This window comes from Nitrospinota bacterium, from assembly GCA_029881495.1.
GTDB lineage: Bacteria > Nitrospinota_A > UBA7883 > JACRGQ01 > JACRGQ01 > JAOUMJ01.
The window spans coordinates 13,958-30,176 of sequence record JAOUMJ010000026.1; the positions used below are offsets into that span (position 1 = coordinate 13,958).

Below are 16,219 nucleotides of genomic sequence, written 5' to 3' on the forward strand. Positions count from 1 at the left end.
TTGCATATTCATGAGACGTAAAATATTTCAGCATCAAGTCCGAACCGGAGGTAGTCATCAATGCTGGCGCGAAGGTTGGATTCCCTTTGCGGTTGTTTCAGGTGCGAAAAGACGCCCATCTCCGATCCATCTTCTGCGCCGGTGCGAATTTCCACTGGACAGTCGCCGGAAAGTTGCGCATAAGCTGGATGACCAAAATTCTTTGAAGTAAAAACCGGTTTTAATAATTTGTTTATGAGCTCTTTTTCCTTTGGCGACTTTGCCGATTTAAGCGAGTGTTCAGGCTGGCATCGAAAACGTTTTGGAAGTTTCGAGCTCCCGGGAATATAGCAGTAGCGCACGCAACCAGTTTGAGACCTTTCAACGTCAACCGCATGTGTAAAAATGGTTTCTGACGCAAGGCCAAACTCCCTTATGCTTACCGGCCCGAAAATTGTAGAGCGCTCAATATTGGTTTTGGGGCCGAAGGTTTCGCAGGAGTCGCAAGATGCGATAGCATGGCGGACTACCCATTCCATACCGGGTGAATCATGATATATATCCTTCTCTATGGCGGGCCGTGAGTAGGCTGATTTTTCACCAGAATCAAAATATGAATATTTCTCACGCTTTATTTTGGGAGGATCAATAATGCTGTCAAGGATAGTTAAGTCGCACAGTTTGTATGGAAGGCGCAACGCTCCGGTAATGCAATGATCGATGACAATTTGAGTTAAAGATGTTGTTTCTTCTGTTATGATGGAATCGGATTCAGGAAAGAGACAAGAGCCGTCTTCTCTTAATGTCCGTCCAGGGACAAGTGTGCAGTGAGACAAATTCAATTTTAAAGTTCCGCAATTTTTTATGACGATTCCACCAAGAATTAAAAATCCGTTAATCGTAAAATTCGATTCACCTTCGTTCAGTGTAATTTTTATGTTTTTTGAGATATTTAGAGATATGCAGGGTCGAGTTTGATTTGCCGCTTCGATAACCAGAGTAGAATCCTTTGGCAAATGAATTTCAATATTTTCGTGGTAAGTGCCGCTGTCCAAAACACGGATAACCACGTTTTTCATGGTAGCAATGTTTGGAAGCCACAGGGCAATCGCCTTATTTATCGTATCCAGCTCAGTTCCCTGTTTGACCTCTAATACCGCAGATTGAAAATTATTTGAATCAATATAAGCTTTTATTGAATTCCCGGAGATATTTGTAATAATCGTATTCAGCCTGGCTTTGAATATGATTTCTTCCATATCGTTGCCAATGATGTTTAATCCAGCAGGCAATCCAAAGACAGTAGGAATATTTTCGAGGTCGACAAGAGTATGGCGCCTGTCATAAGGTCCGCCTCCGATATCTGACGAAAATCCATAGCAGTAACTGGTTACAACACTCCGGGCGTCTTTTTTAGAGATAGGAAGTGTGATTCGGCCAAGCACAGGATCGACTGCGGCGCTGATCTTCACTTTGACCGTTTGCCCGGAAATTACATAGGTCTTCTCATCGGGTGGTTTCTCCCAGTTGCGTAAATTCATAATGATTATTTCCTCGGGTGGAACCTTTTCAAATACGCTGGTTTCGCTAAGTTGCAGAAAAATTTCAAATACAGGCGAGTTTTCCCTGAAATATACGGTTTTTATGGAGGTGTTGGTTAGCATAGCCATGCGGATAGCCTCCAGTTCATCGTAAAGAGCTCTTCTTCGCAGATGGCCTGGAACGTTTTCTTCATTGGTTAGTTGAGTCATCGTGGTTTCGGTGATCGGATTGTTGAACAACATCATATCCAGACCCAACTGGCAAAAACGGAATTCAGACTGCTTGCCGGTGTTTGGCAAGGCCATGGTTTTAGAAAGAGGATAGCTCTGTATCCTCCAAAGGAAGATGCCGACGTTTCGAATGTTATACTTGCCGCGGTTCCCAACGATATTCTTAATATCCGCAGTATGAGAGATGTTTTCAAACGGTCCATTTATAAGCTCTAGAGAATTTGAACCATGTAGATTGCAGGTCGTTCCCTCATGCAGTCTTGGATGATTGATATTTTGAGTTGATGAAAGAAGCCTGAAAAATTCCACAACCCGTGCCTGCCATCCGGTTGTATCGTAAGCAACCTGTTCAAGAGTAGTTGCCGTGCCTTTTCTTCTGCGATAGGCAAGAGTATTTCCGACGTATGCGCGCTGACTGAATATCCCGGGACTGCCGGGGTGCAGTCCTCTGATACCGAGGAGGTCTCCTATATATGGTACAACCCACTCCTGGCATGTTTCCACAAAGTAGTTGTCATAAAGTTGGTCAATATCACTTTCCAGGGCTCGCAGCTCTTTTTCGATTACACCAAGATATGCTTTCAGCTGATATCCTTGCTGACTGTCTAGTTGGCGGTAGACATTCGGAAGGAGATTATATAATCGCTCTTTCTCTCGATTATTCATTGGTTTTAACCTTTATCTTGATCCCGCCCTCGTTTGGGAATAGGAGTTCGGAAGGGAGGATCATGTTGTTAATTACCCTTGCGCTTTGAGCCGGTAACACGGAATTGAAAGAGCATTCATTCCCCTCCATATATAATGAATCAATATCTACCGCGGTTACGCCGGGAACGTCCTGAATAATGGTAATGATTTCCGAAGCGGAGACAGTCTGGCCAAGTGAGCGCTTATCAAACATAAATTCTGAATGCAATTTATCGTATACATTGTTTTTAACGTCATCGGCTATATAGTTTGGGTTGCAGATAATGTTGACATCGATATTAAAGTAGAGAGATTTATAGGAGTCTACGATCACTCTTTGTATCGGTTCACGAACAGCGTTAATGCCATTCATAAGATTTAAATATTGGTTTGAATGTATGCTGACTTCCTTCCCATTCGGCCCCGAAACGGTAAGATGGATCGCGCGAGAATTTGATATCCATAAGGAAACAGCCTGTGCCTTGCCAATTCCGGAAAAACTGCATGCAAAGTTTTCAAAGTCTTTCAGTGAAACTATCCTGCCAAGCGTTAATACACTTTTGGGGGCATTTGCACGCGCATCGTTTAAAGTTTCGGGCGCGCTTGCGCCTGTTGCCGGAACCGGATTGATTACCGAATCAATGCCAAGCGGTTTTGCTTGTAACATTGTTAAAGTATTTGAATTTACCTCTCCATCAATCCCGATTCCTTTTCGGTAAATTGCAAAAATATTTTCTTCGCCGCTTGGAAGTCTCGAGCCGGATATGCCATCGCCAAATGTGACTGTTGTCGTGTCATCACCGTTTATCTGAATCAGATAGCCTTGCTTGTTGAAATCCTGGCTGAAAAGAGTATCTACTTCATTCCAAAGAACACCATTTACATAAATATTCATTGTCCCTTTTCCCCCTGTTGCTGTCTTCGCGGGTACATATGTAAGGGGTGGGCTTTTTATCTTGAATTTCTGGTTTGGAACGGCTCCGTTGCCGCTACCAAGGATTTCCTCCACGGTTTCGCCATGCGTGGCCAAGGCAATATTGGCGCTTATGGTCAGAGTTGCTGGATCATAATATCGCTTTATATTATCCTGCAAATACAAAACTGTTCGAGCGCCGTCATTGTTGACACTTTTCAGGGCAGCTACTTCTGTTGCAATATCGTCGTTTTCGAATGTAGGGATATTCATTAAAGTGAACGAGCCGCCGGCTTTTGTTTTTACAAATCCTTCCAGCCCATGCCGATCTGTCAGGTGCCAAACGGTTGTGTTGTCGCTGTCAATAAATGGAGGACTTAATACTGAAAGTGTATCACCGTTCTTTATGCGGTTTTTCCATATTCCGTTAGCAGTTGTCAATAGTGTTTCAGTGTTGAATACAATTACATTAGCAGGATATACATCGTATTTTGGTTCCTGATGGTAATTAGCATCGTTTGGATTGTCATGGATAAAGGATAATCTCAATGTCTCCGTAGCCGCTATTGAAATAGTACCTGTAAGATCGCTTGAATCTTTTATAAACCAGGTTTCATTTCCGCTATGATCGATCACAGGAGCTTTTACAGCCGAAAGAACAGTCTCTTCATATATTTCTTTTAGGGTCGAACCGCTTTCGTCTAGGAACTTAAGGGAATGCCCCGTATGACTAACGAGTACTCTGGCCTGTTTTCCTCCAAGAACGATACGCCTGCCAGATTTTAACCCTGTGACAAAGGAGTCAAGCTCGATTCTGTTTCCGATGACAGGTCTGCCATCATGTACTTCTTCTTCGTATAGAGGTAGTTCGCGGTTATTAATAAGTACAACTGTATCCTGAATATAGAATTTACTTAGATTTTCATCAGTGTCTAGTCTTACTCTTGTCACTTTTCCTGATAATGTGTATTTTGCATGTTTAACAACGGAACAGCTGGAAACTCTGTAAAGTTCCTTGTAATAGTAATTGGATAGCACGATCCAGTCACCTTTACCGATTTGCGGGTATGCAGAGTCAAGATATAGGTAATTGCCCATGCTTACCGAGAGTCTGCAATTAGGCCAGTCGGCAGGTTTTGGTATGTCTTCAAGCGTGGAAAGCGTGTGTATTTCCACACCGTTTTTAATATCCCAAACCTTGAGGGTCTTGTCATTGCTGCCAGAGATGGCAAGAAGACCGTCACTTGAGATAGAAACGGAATTTACCGCGCCCGTATGCCCAGTCAACACAGTAGTGGAAAGCTGTTCCTGCCCAGATAATATGTATCTGTTCCATACGATAACGTTCTTATCCGCGCCTGAGGATATAAAATGACCTTCTTCCGGCAGAAATTTTACGTCATTGACTCCCAAAGCGTGACCTTTAAACTCGGAAAATTTCCATGGAAGGCTGTTACTCCAATTATCAGACGATTCACATACACGGATGGTCTTATCAAGGCAGGCTGAGATTACCTTATGTGTATTTCCTGAAATACGATAGTCAATCGAGGTAACGGCCAGAGTATGTTTATTGGTTTCAGCTTTTAATATTGGATTGTTCGAATTGGAAAAATTCCAGATCTTTACCGATTTATCTTGCATTCCACCAGAAGCGAAAAATTGACCGGCATTTGAAAAAGCCAGAGAGCTTACAGCGCCTTCATGCGCATTTATGGCGCTGCGAAGTTCCCATGCTTTGCCGGTATCACTTTGCCATATCGAAATTTTTCCACTATTACTGCCGACAATAAGGTTATGTTTATTTTCAGAATAGGAGAAGTCAATGGAAGTTATGGAATTATTTCCGTTTTCCAGAACATATGGCTTTGTTGTTTTTAAAACAATATTATTAAGGACAAGTACCCCGTTTATGTCGCCGGATGCAACATACTCACCTTTTGGTGAAATGGCAAGGCAGTTAATTTTGCAATTGTGACCTGATAAACGATTAAATATCTCGCCTGAGTCCATTTCCCAGACAATGAGCGAGGAATCGGCATAGCCGGCAACAGCATACCGCCCGTCTGGAGTGAGGGCAACGTCTGTTATTTTTCCATAATCTTCTCCAACAACCGTTATCCTGTCTTCATGTGAAAGTTCTTCCCATTCAGGGGCGTCATGTCCAAAAACAGAAGCTTTTTCCATGAATGTGATAATCCTCGGTTTGTCTGCGGGATTTACCGGTGGTGTGAGATGGCCCAGCCCCCTGTCCCATATAAGTTCCGTGCAATCTTTGTCAGGAAATATTTTTATTTCTTCCGTTTTGCGGATATCCCATCGCTCACTGCCGGGATCAGATATTCTTTCATCACCGACGAAAAGTATTTCGTCTCCTATTTCAAGGTCTGTATCAGTGCCTTTAATTCGAATACTTGTAACACCCGCTTCGGTGTTTTCAGGGATGAGAGTTACCGGTCTGTATGGCTTCAGGCAGTTCCATTCCGGTCTTGCCAGAATCTCTTCAACGGTTTCGAAAGTTTGCGGCAGTTCTCCATCGCCCGGAATACTTTGCACTTTTGTTCCAACTGGCACAATGGTGGAGTCCGGAGATTCTGGATTATCTTCACATGTGAATGAAAGGTAAGTGCTTGCCGCAACACCGGGATTCAGTTCGTAGCCGATCGTGCGCGCCAGTTCAAGGGCGGAACGCCGTTCTGAAGCGGTTTTCATGAAAGCTTCATTTGCAAATCTTTCCTGGTAAAAAGTAAGGACGTCTAAAACCATTGACCATGCATCAAGGAGAGCGATTGCGGGATCATCCGACGTTCGGACGGTCAGGCTGTTTAGCGGCTTTGTCAATTTCCCATTTTCGGTGAAAACCTGATGATATCGGAGACGCTCCAGCATTCTGTTCATGAAGATTGAGTGTGTACCAATGCGGTAATTCAATGTCGTTAGATGAGGCCTGTTATAAGGCTTCTGGTACTCCTCCATGCTGATATCACATGCTGAAACGCCATGCGAAATACCGTTTATCAAGTTGTTCATAGTCCGCCTTTCATAACGAATTCTATCTTGCCGTTCTCTGGGGCATTCGGAGTATTGTCAAGCCGTGCAATTTCAAGCCGTCCGAATTTCATCACGCCTTCTTCCATCTCTGTTGTTGAGGGGTGACCGAACCGTTGGAAAATATTTACATCGACATGTTCAACGCCATGAATTTTCATGGAGTTCTTTATGATATCGCTGAGGTAAACAGGCTGACCGAAAGTGAAGTTGTCCGGGTGAAAATAACCCCTCTGGCCTCCAGAAATATCACGCGAGCCGAATATATCCTGTAGTGCCTTTTTGATGGTGGTGCGGAGGAAACCGGGTTTTACCTGTACAGTCATTGCAATTTCCAGGGATACGAAACGCGGTGAATCTATTTCAATGTCGTGTCCGGTTAGTCTGAACTTTTCCAGATAGAGTTTCATTTCTTTTTTGAAGTTGGTATCAACAGACCAGCCTCCTTTTCTGTCAACTGTTATAAAAACAGTATGCCAACTCCCGGTCCAGCGGAGGGTGGCTACAGCTTTTTGGACGGCGGGGTGACGCTGTGCCACAAGCGCATAATCTTCGACCGTAACGGCTCTCTCCTGAACGTGGAAGTTTCGCGGAGCGTATAGTTTTACCTGCTCAATGGATTCAGGATCCGTACCACCAATTGCAGGGACAGGATTGAATACTTTGGTAATTCCAACGGTACCTGTTATTATATGCGCAATCGCGTTGCTTCCAATATTCCCTTCTGAGCCGATCCCTGTTCGATATCTCGCTGTGAAAACGGCGCCATCAGAAGGTTTCCTGCCTTGCACGTTATCGCCAAATCTTAAATATGATTTTCCGTTATTTTCTACCTCGACGACAAATTCGGAAGCAAAGCGGTCGCTTGAAAGAAGATCTCTGGCGGATGTCCACTTTTCATTTTCTTTTTCAAGTGTTATGTCAGGCAATACTTTGCGGAAATCCTGTCTGCATATGCTCGATGCTGAATGGCTTTTGCTTTTTTCATGATCGTATAGTTCGCAGTGCGATATGTTCGGATGCGTTAGAACGGTCCGGTTTGATGCCGCATATTGGGATGATAAGACTTTTATATTTTCAACAACCGGACGGCCATGGTCGGCAAGAATAACGTTGCCTCTTGCCACGCTGACATATTTGTTCTTTCCCTCGGCATTTTCAGAGTTCGTATCCAGCTCCCATACACAAAGGGGAAAGGGGAGGGCGTCTTCATGATGCCAGCTTATCTCGGTTACTTTCACCCCGCCGTCGACTACAGGATCGTCCATTGTGATCGGATCGGAATCAAGACGCACGGCATGATTGTGTTCAGGATTGGCATCAATCTCGAGTCCGCTGTTGGGGCCAAGTATTTCCTGGAACACAAGGACATCACCTTTTTTAAGCAGGAGATCTTTGTTGTCACCACGGAGCGTGGCCTTTACAGTTCCTTTTGGGAGACAGCACCTGGTATCACCCCACGTGTGAAAATGAATTTCGTTTCGTGATTCGCGAAGCTCAATGGTATGCAGAGGCTTGAAAATCTGCACATCTTCATTTAGTGCGTTTTTCAGCAACTCTTTGTTGATCGTTCCAGTAGGCGCGTTAAATTTTGTGAGAAACATCGAATCCATATCCAGATTGACGCTTTCGCGAAAGGAAGGATCATACTCAAGGCAGATCCAGACTCTTGCGTTGTTCCCTTCATGGATAAAATAGTCAAGGAGCCGTGCGTGCCGGCGAACAGAGACCCTCTTTCTTGCTGTGCCGAGATATGCTTCTGTAGCTACCGCATCCTGATAGTAACTAAGATAGTCCCCAGCATATGCCAATATTTCGATGAGGGTTATACCTATATCCGCAGGGGTATTTCCTTGCCAGTCCGGCAGTATTATTGCCAATCTGTCCAGCATCAGCTGGCGAAAACTGGAATAGTCTTTCGCCAGATAATCTATGGAAGGATTCGGGAGTAATTTATCGGATACCGGCCGGGTTTCAAGACAATCGAAATCATTTGGGCATTCAACCTTGAATGAAAAAACAACAGAAGACAATATTGGATCAAATCCCGTTGGCGGTTTAAATTGTTGAGGGCCTTCAAGAAGGGAGAGTGTGTAGCGGGAAAAATCTCCAGCCTTGTTAACGGTAAGCACCAGGAGTTTCGGGTCTTTTTCCTTGTCGTATTCAACATTTGTTACATTGATGTCCCTTATCCGCTCTCCGCCGTCGATCATTATATTCTTGGGCGTAATTTCATTTTCATATGTCGGAGGCTTTATCAGGAAAAGGTATATTATTCTTTGACGTTCATTGCTTGATACCACCTCTGAATCGATCACCTCAAGATAATCAATGCCGTTAAGTATTGGCTGGCCATCCGAGGTTAAAGAAGACATCACGGCGACCCTTCGCTTTTCATTGCTGCAGCGGAATTGGGCCATTTTTATGCTTCCCTTGAAAATTCGGCGACATTGCGTTGTCCGCTGTCGCGTTCGAGATAATTTACGGTGATATAAAGTGTGGAGTTCTCGTTTTTCACGATTACAGATTCAACAAGTATGTAGTCGCCCAGCCACTGCTGGAGAGCGCCCTGCGATAAAAATTGGGTAGCTGTCGCCAGTTCCGGGCTGTTTCCTTCAAACAGAAGGCGGTTTATGCCGCATCCGAAATCGGGCCTGTTTACCCTCTCTTCCTGCCCTGTGAAAAGAACCTGTTCAATGAGCTGGACAATGTGTTTGGAATATCCAGCGGAATTGGTTCGACCGCGCCCGTTTATTGAAAAAGGAAATCCGATATACATTACTTCCCCTTCACTTTTGTATTACCCATAACTACATTTAATGCTGTCCCGGTAGGAGTGCAGACGGAACTTCCGTCTTCAAGCAAAAGCGGTTCCTTGTTGGAGAAAACCTTTGTAGCCCCTTTTACAAAATTGGCCGTAACGCAGGGGCCGGCGCCTGCCGGGGGAGGGGGGAAGGCACAGCCGGAAATTGTATATAATGCCGAGAGCGTTACAGCAGGTTTTCCGTCGACTTTCACTTTTGGACTTGTTACGGCGGGCTTTGCCTGACCCGCGTGCGCGCATAGCACGGTGGAACCTGCGTTAAGAAGAAATCCAGGCATTACATCACCTCCAGAGCGCCTTCATTGATCAAAACTGAAGACGATCCTATCTTGATCTTCTTCGAGCCGTTCTCCATTTCGATAGCTTTTTTGGAAATTTTCGCCTTCACGGAATCGCATTTGATCTCGATATCCTTCTCGACTTTGATGGAAGAATCCTCATTCTTCAGTTCCGCTTTTTTATCGGTTACGGTAAATGTTATCTTGTCGTTTTTGACAGTAAGATCCTTGTCTGTGATTTTCACAGAACGCTTCTTATCGTGGTCGACGGTGATATCCTTTTCGGTCATCTTTACATTCGATTTCTTATGATCGAGTTCAATGTCTTTTTGAGTCAGTTTTATAACCGAGGGTTTGTTGTCGATGGTTATCCCTTTTTTATCGAATATCATTTTCAGCGGATCGGATACCGCGGGGGATTTTATTTCAAGGGTAATGCCCCCTTTATCACCGGCATTGTTATCAAGCTTGAATGTAATATGCTCCGTCTTGATGATCTTCACCTCAGCCTTTGCCGGACTGATTGGCACCTCGTTCTCTCCCCAGAAACACCCGGTCCATATTGGCTTGTTCGGGTCTCCCCCTTCAAACTCTACCCATATGTTTGCGTCCTTCGGCGGGATGAAAAAAAATCCGACCCCCTTTCCCGCATACGGAACGCAAGGCATTGCCCAGCTTGGAGAAGAGTCGTCAAGAACGGCAGGCACCTTTACCTTCACGCGCCCGAGGTTGTTCGGGTCGACGTTGCTCTCGACCTTCCCCCTGTATTTGCCGAAGTACTGGCTCATGGGACCACCACCGGAAGCAGTGCGCCAAGTCCGTCTCTGGTCAGCGTGAAAGTCTGTTTATATTTTTCACGCGTAATTTTGTGCGAGACCTCCTTGACGTAGTAATTGCCGTCATAGCTGTATCCCACTCCACGCAGACCTACGAGACCTCTAGGTTTAAGGATATTTCCGTATCTCAGGCTGTCGAGGTCGCCGGTTGCCGTGACGACCTGATCTACAGACCTGTCGGTGATCCTTTGTGCCGCCGTTCTAGCCTGTTGCGCCGTATATCCTTCCATTGTGCCGAGATCGGTCGTCTCCATTGATTCTTTCCATGAAGGATTTTTCGAAAGAGGGAGCCGGGTGGCTGAAGGGGCGGAGATGTTTATGGAAACCTCCTTCTGAGTCTTTTTGTCCTGTATCTTCCCTTTTACCTTTTGCGGTTTTTTTGCGTCATACTGAAAACTGATCGACTCAACATTTGTGAAGGTCCCCATGTCCACGGAAAGAGCCCTTTGAGGTGTTCCTTTTGTTGCTGGCGGTCCCCAGTACGCCTTGTTTACTCCCGGCGCGGGACCGGAGATGATATAGAAATCATACGCGAATTTATCCGCCAATTTTTTAAGATATTTGAAATCGGTCTCGTCCTGCACAGGTATCGTGTCCGTAAGGCTTGGAGTTTCGGCCGAAGAGGGCTTTATAACATTGGGTGTGAGGCCGTATTTGGAATATTTGGAAATGAGCTTCAAAGCGATAACATCTTCACTCTGTGCCGGGTGTTTGCTTTTTACTTTTTCCTTGTCCATCATCACGCTTACGTCGTTCCCGGTGATAGTCAGCGTGGTGGAGCCTACCTCCTGGCCGGGGGAAAGCTGCTGGTGCTGGATTATTCCATCCATTAAAACTGTCGGCTTCGCGTTGAATGTCACGAGGATGATCATCCTGTTTGGCGGCTTGAGAAGAGGCGATTTTAAAAGAGCGAAATCCTTGGACGCGGATTTCAGCCCCTTCCCCAAAGCGAAGGTTATTTGAAATCCTGACATCCCTTCGTCCGTATGTTTTACTTCCACGTTGCGCAACGCCTCCAGTATCATCGGAGGGGCGGGCTTGGGAACCGTCTGTCCGATAAGGAACGTAACCTTGATGCCGTTGTAGAGCACTCTCTTTACTCCTCTGGAACCGGGATCCGCAGTTTTGTACCCGGCTCGTCGGTAAGATGAAATGGATTCATCGCGTTGTTCGCATCGCACACGCGCCAGAACTGTTCAGGCTCGCCGATCGACCGCGCGGTGATGTTGTCGAGCCTGTCCCCTTCGGTAACTTCGACTTCCGTAAGGAGACGCATCTTCTCACCCTGAGGGAGGAAACGGCGGCTGATATAGGCGACCTCACTCCCGTCGGGCATGCGGTATTTCCTGGTTTCCATCTCACAGTACCGGCTCAGATAATCGATCATAATCTCCCCCTGTTTACTGCCGATTTACAAGTCGGGCATACCCGCGCCAAGACTTGCGACCATCCCCAACTTCGCCATGATCTCCTTCGACACCTGATGGGCAAGGAACAGGTTGTATCCCATGTGACTCGGGTCGAGATCGGAGTAGCTGAGCACCCTCATATCGAGGGGAATTTTCGCCCGGATGGGATTCAGTTTCGTGTCGTGCGCCTCTTCAGTGATAGTGAAACCGGTCAAACGCACCGGGAGCACACGGAACGGCCCCCAAACAAGGAGCGTGAACTGCGCCGACTCCGGTACAACCTCAATGGTGCCTGCGGCAAGGAGAGCCATATTTTTTATAACTGAGATACTGCTCGGGTAAAGGAGCATTTCAAGAGCCGCCAGCTGGGGATATATCCCCATAGTCGATGCCGGTTCGGATGCCTTTTCAAGCTGATCGGTGGCGTCTATTACCACATCAAGTTTGATGTTCTCCTCCGGCGCACCTTTCAGGCGCAGAGCCTCGGACCGGTCGCTGTCGCTACCGGAAGCAACCTGCGCCTTGAGCGTACGGGTCACGGAATCGGGGTTATATTGAAAAATAATTACACTCGGGTTAGGGTTTGGGGGCTGAAGGGATATAAGGGCACCTTTCAGCAGTAAAGGACTGCCAGGAAAACCGCTCACTTCCCATCCCCCATATAAATTACATTCTCCACTTCAGGCCTATAACCAACGGTAAATATGGCCTTTCCCCCGAACTGATAACCTTCAATATGCCGAAGGGGGCGACGAATATTGCCCCCCGAAGCGTATTATTGCACCGGCTATTCCGGTGTATATTTCTCTGAACAGGTTAATAATTATTTATAATTAAATCCATATAAATATTACCGAAGTCATAGGCATCTGTCAAGAGGGATATTTTTTATTTGCCTGGTTACTTTGGATTGGCGATAAACAGAAATTGATTGATGGTTATTTGGGTTATTTTGCCAGTTCGTCAATAACGCTTCTCTTTGAGCCAATTTCTTTGGCACCAGCAATGCCCTGTTTTTTTATTTTTTCTATAGTTTTGGCATTATAATTATCATTATCAGTATCAGTTTTAGGGCCTATATCCTTCTCCAATCCGACTTCTTTCTCATAAGTTTTAATTTCTTTTGTTACATCTGCGTCAAGAGCCTCTTTAGTTTTGTCGATAACGGCCTTCCGCGAAGAAGTTCTTTTCTTCGGATCATTCGCGTGCGTCTTATTAAGGTCTTTCATATCCAGAACTTCCTTTGCTATAGGCGTAATTCCACCATAACTTAACGTCTCTTTATGACGAGTTTTTCCCATGTAAAGGCACAATGTCCCTTTTCTCACTTTTTCGTTACCAACAAATTCCTTTGCTTTTGTATTTTCGAAAAGTTTCGAGCTTGCAATCTTCCAGATTAACTCCTTCTGAGGCATGTGATGTCTCTCCATTAATCCTTTAGAAGTTGGCAACATATTATAATGACCGACAGTACCCTCCATTAAATACACGTCCTTATGTTTAATCTTTGCACCTATTGTCCCCCCCTTGTGTATCTGACAAATCTTCATTGAAAGTTTTCTTTGATTTTTCTCGATAAGGTTATTGAGTTCATTAATTTTGCCCTTATTAGTTGCGCTATTTTTAGTCAACTTTTTCATTTCCCTGGTTTGCAAATGTATGTTTTCCAGTGTACCGATTGCTTCCTCCAGAAATTGTTTTTTAGCGGAACTTATTTTGGCCTTTTTTAGATTATCGAGATAAGCCTCCATTGGAGTTGGGTTACTTGCCATGTAAACGGTGGCGGCCGAACCTTCTCCTTTTATGGAAATCATATGAGATTCCCCTTCTATTTTAAATTTATGCGAAGGGAATATTACGCTCTTAACTTTTTCAATCCCTGACTTGACCTTTCCTTTCACCTTGCCAACTACAGCCGCTCCCTTGGCGTATAGCGCTTTGCCTTTATCGACTATCCAGCCTATTACCTTGTCGAGAGCCTTGTCGACAGGGGCGCGTACCTTCGCAATGATCTCTTTTATCTTGTCGGCGATCTTGTCGAGACCGAGCCACTTGGCAAGGAAGTTGACAAGAAGAGTAAGCCCTTTCGCGAGTACATTCTCAACCCATTTGGACGCTTTGCCTACATTGCCTGCCGCTATCATCGCGATAGACTCAAGTATCCCCATCACAAGCGCGCCGATCTCCTTTATCTTCTCTATGAAGAACATTACGGTCTTGTACATCGTCATGGCGGCTTCTATCAGTCCAGCGCCAGGTATAAGCATCGTCACAAGCTTTGTAACCGCCTTGAAGATTATGGTGTTTCTTACCCATTCGATGATCGCATTCATCGCCATCTCCTTAAGATTGCCAAGCGATTCCTGCACCTTTTCCCAAAGCACAATGGGGCCTCGCGCAATAAAATCCTTTACGAATTCAACGCCGGCCTCTATCTTCCCTACTATTTCCTCACCTTTAGGGCCGAGCTTTTCTACTATCTTCCCGCGGATGTTTTTGTATGTGAGGCCGAGGATGGAAGCGGCGAGGGTGAATATCCCTTTGAGATCGAGCTTTTCAGGGATTATTATATCCGTACCCTGAAGTGAACCGAAGAGCCAGTTCGCAAGCGCGGCTTTTAGATGTGTCACGAAGTTGTCTTTAAAGAGATTGAACCCGCCCATGATAGCTTTCACAAGGTTCTTCGCGAATCCAATTGGGTCTGAGAGTATCTGGCCGATTACAGCCTTCCCTTTATTGAAGACATCCATGATAGTTTTGACAGGAGCGCCTACGAGACTGAGCGCCCCTTCCAGAATGAATGTTTTGATCTTCGAGCCAACCGCGCTTGCGAAATTCTTGATCTTTGTATAGAGACCGCCGAATACGCGGTAGAGAACGCCTACGTTGTAGTCGTATCCCTTCGACCACTGCATCTGGTCCCACGCGCTTTTGAACAAGGCGGCAAAGCCACCTTTTGGGGTCAGTTTTTTCAATTCAACCTGCAGCCATTCGAACGCCCTTGTTATAGCGCCGGATTTATTAAGGTTGTCGAAGAGAACAGGGCCGATAACAGGTATCAATCCAAGTACGCCTTTGCAGAGATTCGTAGGGGTAGGGGGTGATTGGCCCAGCACTATCATTAACAGGTCGTATCCCGGGATGTACTTGAGCGCCCCTTTTACTTTTTCTTTAAGAAAGTTAAGCGCGGCTAACGCTTTTTCCTTAGCCCAATTTGCCGCCTTTGAAACACCTTCTTTAACTGAGGAGGCAACACTACTTACAAAATCTGTTGCTTTATCCCATAAACCACCGAGAAACCTCTGGATCCTTGGTGTCGCGGGGGTAATGTTGAAATGTTTCGCCCTTACACCTTTCCCCTGCTGGATGGTGTGGGTAAGTTCATGCGCGATGAGTTTCCGTCCGCTGTCGGTGCCCGGGCTGTATTTCCCCCTGTTGAAATAGATATCGCTTCCGCTTGTAAATGCCTGAGCGTTTATTGAAGAGGAGAGCTGATGGGCATTACTCCCGGTATGGGTTCGAACATTGCTGAAATCGTGGCCGAAGCGGGGCTCCATGAAATTTTTCACGTCGGCAGGGAGGGGGTTGCCGCTCCCGCGGGATGAAGCGAGAGTTTTGTTGAAGTCATGGGAGCCAGATTCGGAACTTGCTCCCTTGTTCTGTCGACCGTTTCCCGCGTTGGATATGTTTTCCTTTGGGTGCACCATCGTGGACGGTGAAGGGTCTCCCGGTTTGGATTCCGGTTCCTCGTTTTCCTGTTTTTGAACATCCGGCGCGGAGTTTTCGGTCATAGATTTCTGTTGCGGTATCGCGTTGCCGGAATATTTCGGCAAATTCAATGACGTCTTGCCGGGTTCGGGCATGCGCATCACCGTTTCGGCGGTACTGTCGGCTTCAACTTCGTACTTGTCACCCGGTTTACCAACAACAAGTTTCGGCATGATACCGGTTAAAAGATTTCCTTCCAGGCTTTGAGTATTCTTCTCTCTATTCAGGCGGGTATTTCCTTCAGGTATTGTCTTGTGATCAGGATTTTTGTATTTTTCATCCGCATTTTCTTTTTGCTGTAAGCTGAAGTTGGATGATCCGTTATTGCCGGTTTTGTTTGCGCCACCTCTGCCGGAAAGGTCTTCGGGAGGTGAAGAAGGGGAGGGAACAGTTTCCTTTTTGTTGGCAGCTTCCTTTTTCTCAGTTTCTTTTGTGTTTTCCTCTTTTTGGTTTTCCTGTGATGACGGTTTGGAACTGTGAAGAATATTTACATTCGAAAAATTAAAACCGGCGTGTCCGCCTCGGATACTGTTTGTGGAGGGGATTGCGGTTGTCGAAGCTGGAGTGGTGCCCGAATGCGTCCGCTTGCTTTGAATCCATACTGATTTTTCAGGCGGCTTTTTTGCAGTTACAGGCGCGGAACTGGATTTGCCACGAATAACTGCTGGTTCTGCCATGTTACTGTCGCCTTCCGGGTACGCAAGC

The 16,219-nt window shown here is 45.8% G+C and carries 10 protein-coding genes; all 10 read right to left on the reverse strand.

The genetic code is table 11. The annotated features are described in order from the left end of the window. Positions 1–8 precede the first annotated feature (8 nt). Positions 9–2,417 carry a hypothetical protein gene (locus OEY64_10555; protein ID MDH5543388.1) on the reverse strand — a complete coding sequence of 803 codons (2,409 nt, stop codon included), beginning with the start codon at positions 2,415–2,417 and terminating at the stop codon, positions 9–11. Then, entirely contained in the window at positions 2,410–6,117 is a 3,708-nt protein-coding gene (locus tag OEY64_10560) for a putative baseplate assembly protein (protein MDH5543389.1), read from the reverse strand. The genes OEY64_10555 and OEY64_10560 overlap by 8 nt, the downstream gene beginning before the upstream one ends. Before the next feature lie 260 nt (positions 6,118–6,377). Next, complete coding sequence (locus OEY64_10565; protein ID MDH5543390.1) at positions 6,378–8,774, reverse strand: putative baseplate assembly protein; 2,397 nt, start codon at positions 8,772–8,774, stop codon at positions 6,378–6,380. A gap of 47 nt (positions 8,775–8,821) precedes the next feature. Next, the gene (locus tag OEY64_10570; protein ID MDH5543391.1) at positions 8,822–9,178 is read right to left on the reverse strand and encodes a GPW/gp25 family protein; all 357 of its coding nucleotides are present in this window, start codon (positions 9,176–9,178) and stop codon (positions 8,822–8,824) included. Beyond that, positions 9,178–9,501 carry a hypothetical protein gene (locus OEY64_10575; protein MDH5543392.1) on the reverse strand — a complete coding sequence of 108 codons (324 nt, stop codon included), beginning with the start codon at positions 9,499–9,501 and terminating at the stop codon, positions 9,178–9,180. Before OEY64_10575 ends, OEY64_10570 begins: the two co-directional genes overlap by 1 nt. Further along, positions 9,501–10,289 (reverse strand): phage baseplate assembly protein V, encoded by a 789-nt coding sequence (locus OEY64_10580; GenBank protein MDH5543393.1) that lies wholly within the window; start codon positions 10,287–10,289, stop codon positions 9,501–9,503. Before OEY64_10580 ends, OEY64_10575 begins: the two co-directional genes overlap by 1 nt. Then, positions 10,286–11,428: a hypothetical protein gene (locus tag OEY64_10585; GenBank protein ID MDH5543394.1), complete on the reverse strand. Its 1,143-nt coding sequence runs from the start codon at positions 11,426–11,428 to the stop codon at positions 10,286–10,288. The genes OEY64_10580 and OEY64_10585 overlap by 4 nt, the downstream gene beginning before the upstream one ends. Positions 11,429–11,433: 5 nt before the next feature. Further along, a complete protein-coding gene (locus tag OEY64_10590) occupies positions 11,434–11,724 on the reverse strand; it encodes a hypothetical protein (protein MDH5543395.1) in 291 nt (96 codons plus the stop codon). A gap of 24 nt (positions 11,725–11,748) precedes the next feature. After that, the gene (locus OEY64_10595; protein MDH5543396.1) at positions 11,749–12,393 is read right to left on the reverse strand and encodes a hypothetical protein; all 645 of its coding nucleotides are present in this window, start codon (positions 12,391–12,393) and stop codon (positions 11,749–11,751) included. A gap of 300 nt (positions 12,394–12,693) precedes the next feature. Beyond that, complete coding sequence (locus OEY64_10600) at positions 12,694–16,191, reverse strand: DUF4157 domain-containing protein (GenBank protein MDH5543397.1); 3,498 nt, start codon at positions 16,189–16,191, stop codon at positions 12,694–12,696. Between the last annotated feature and the right edge of the window lie 28 nt (positions 16,192–16,219).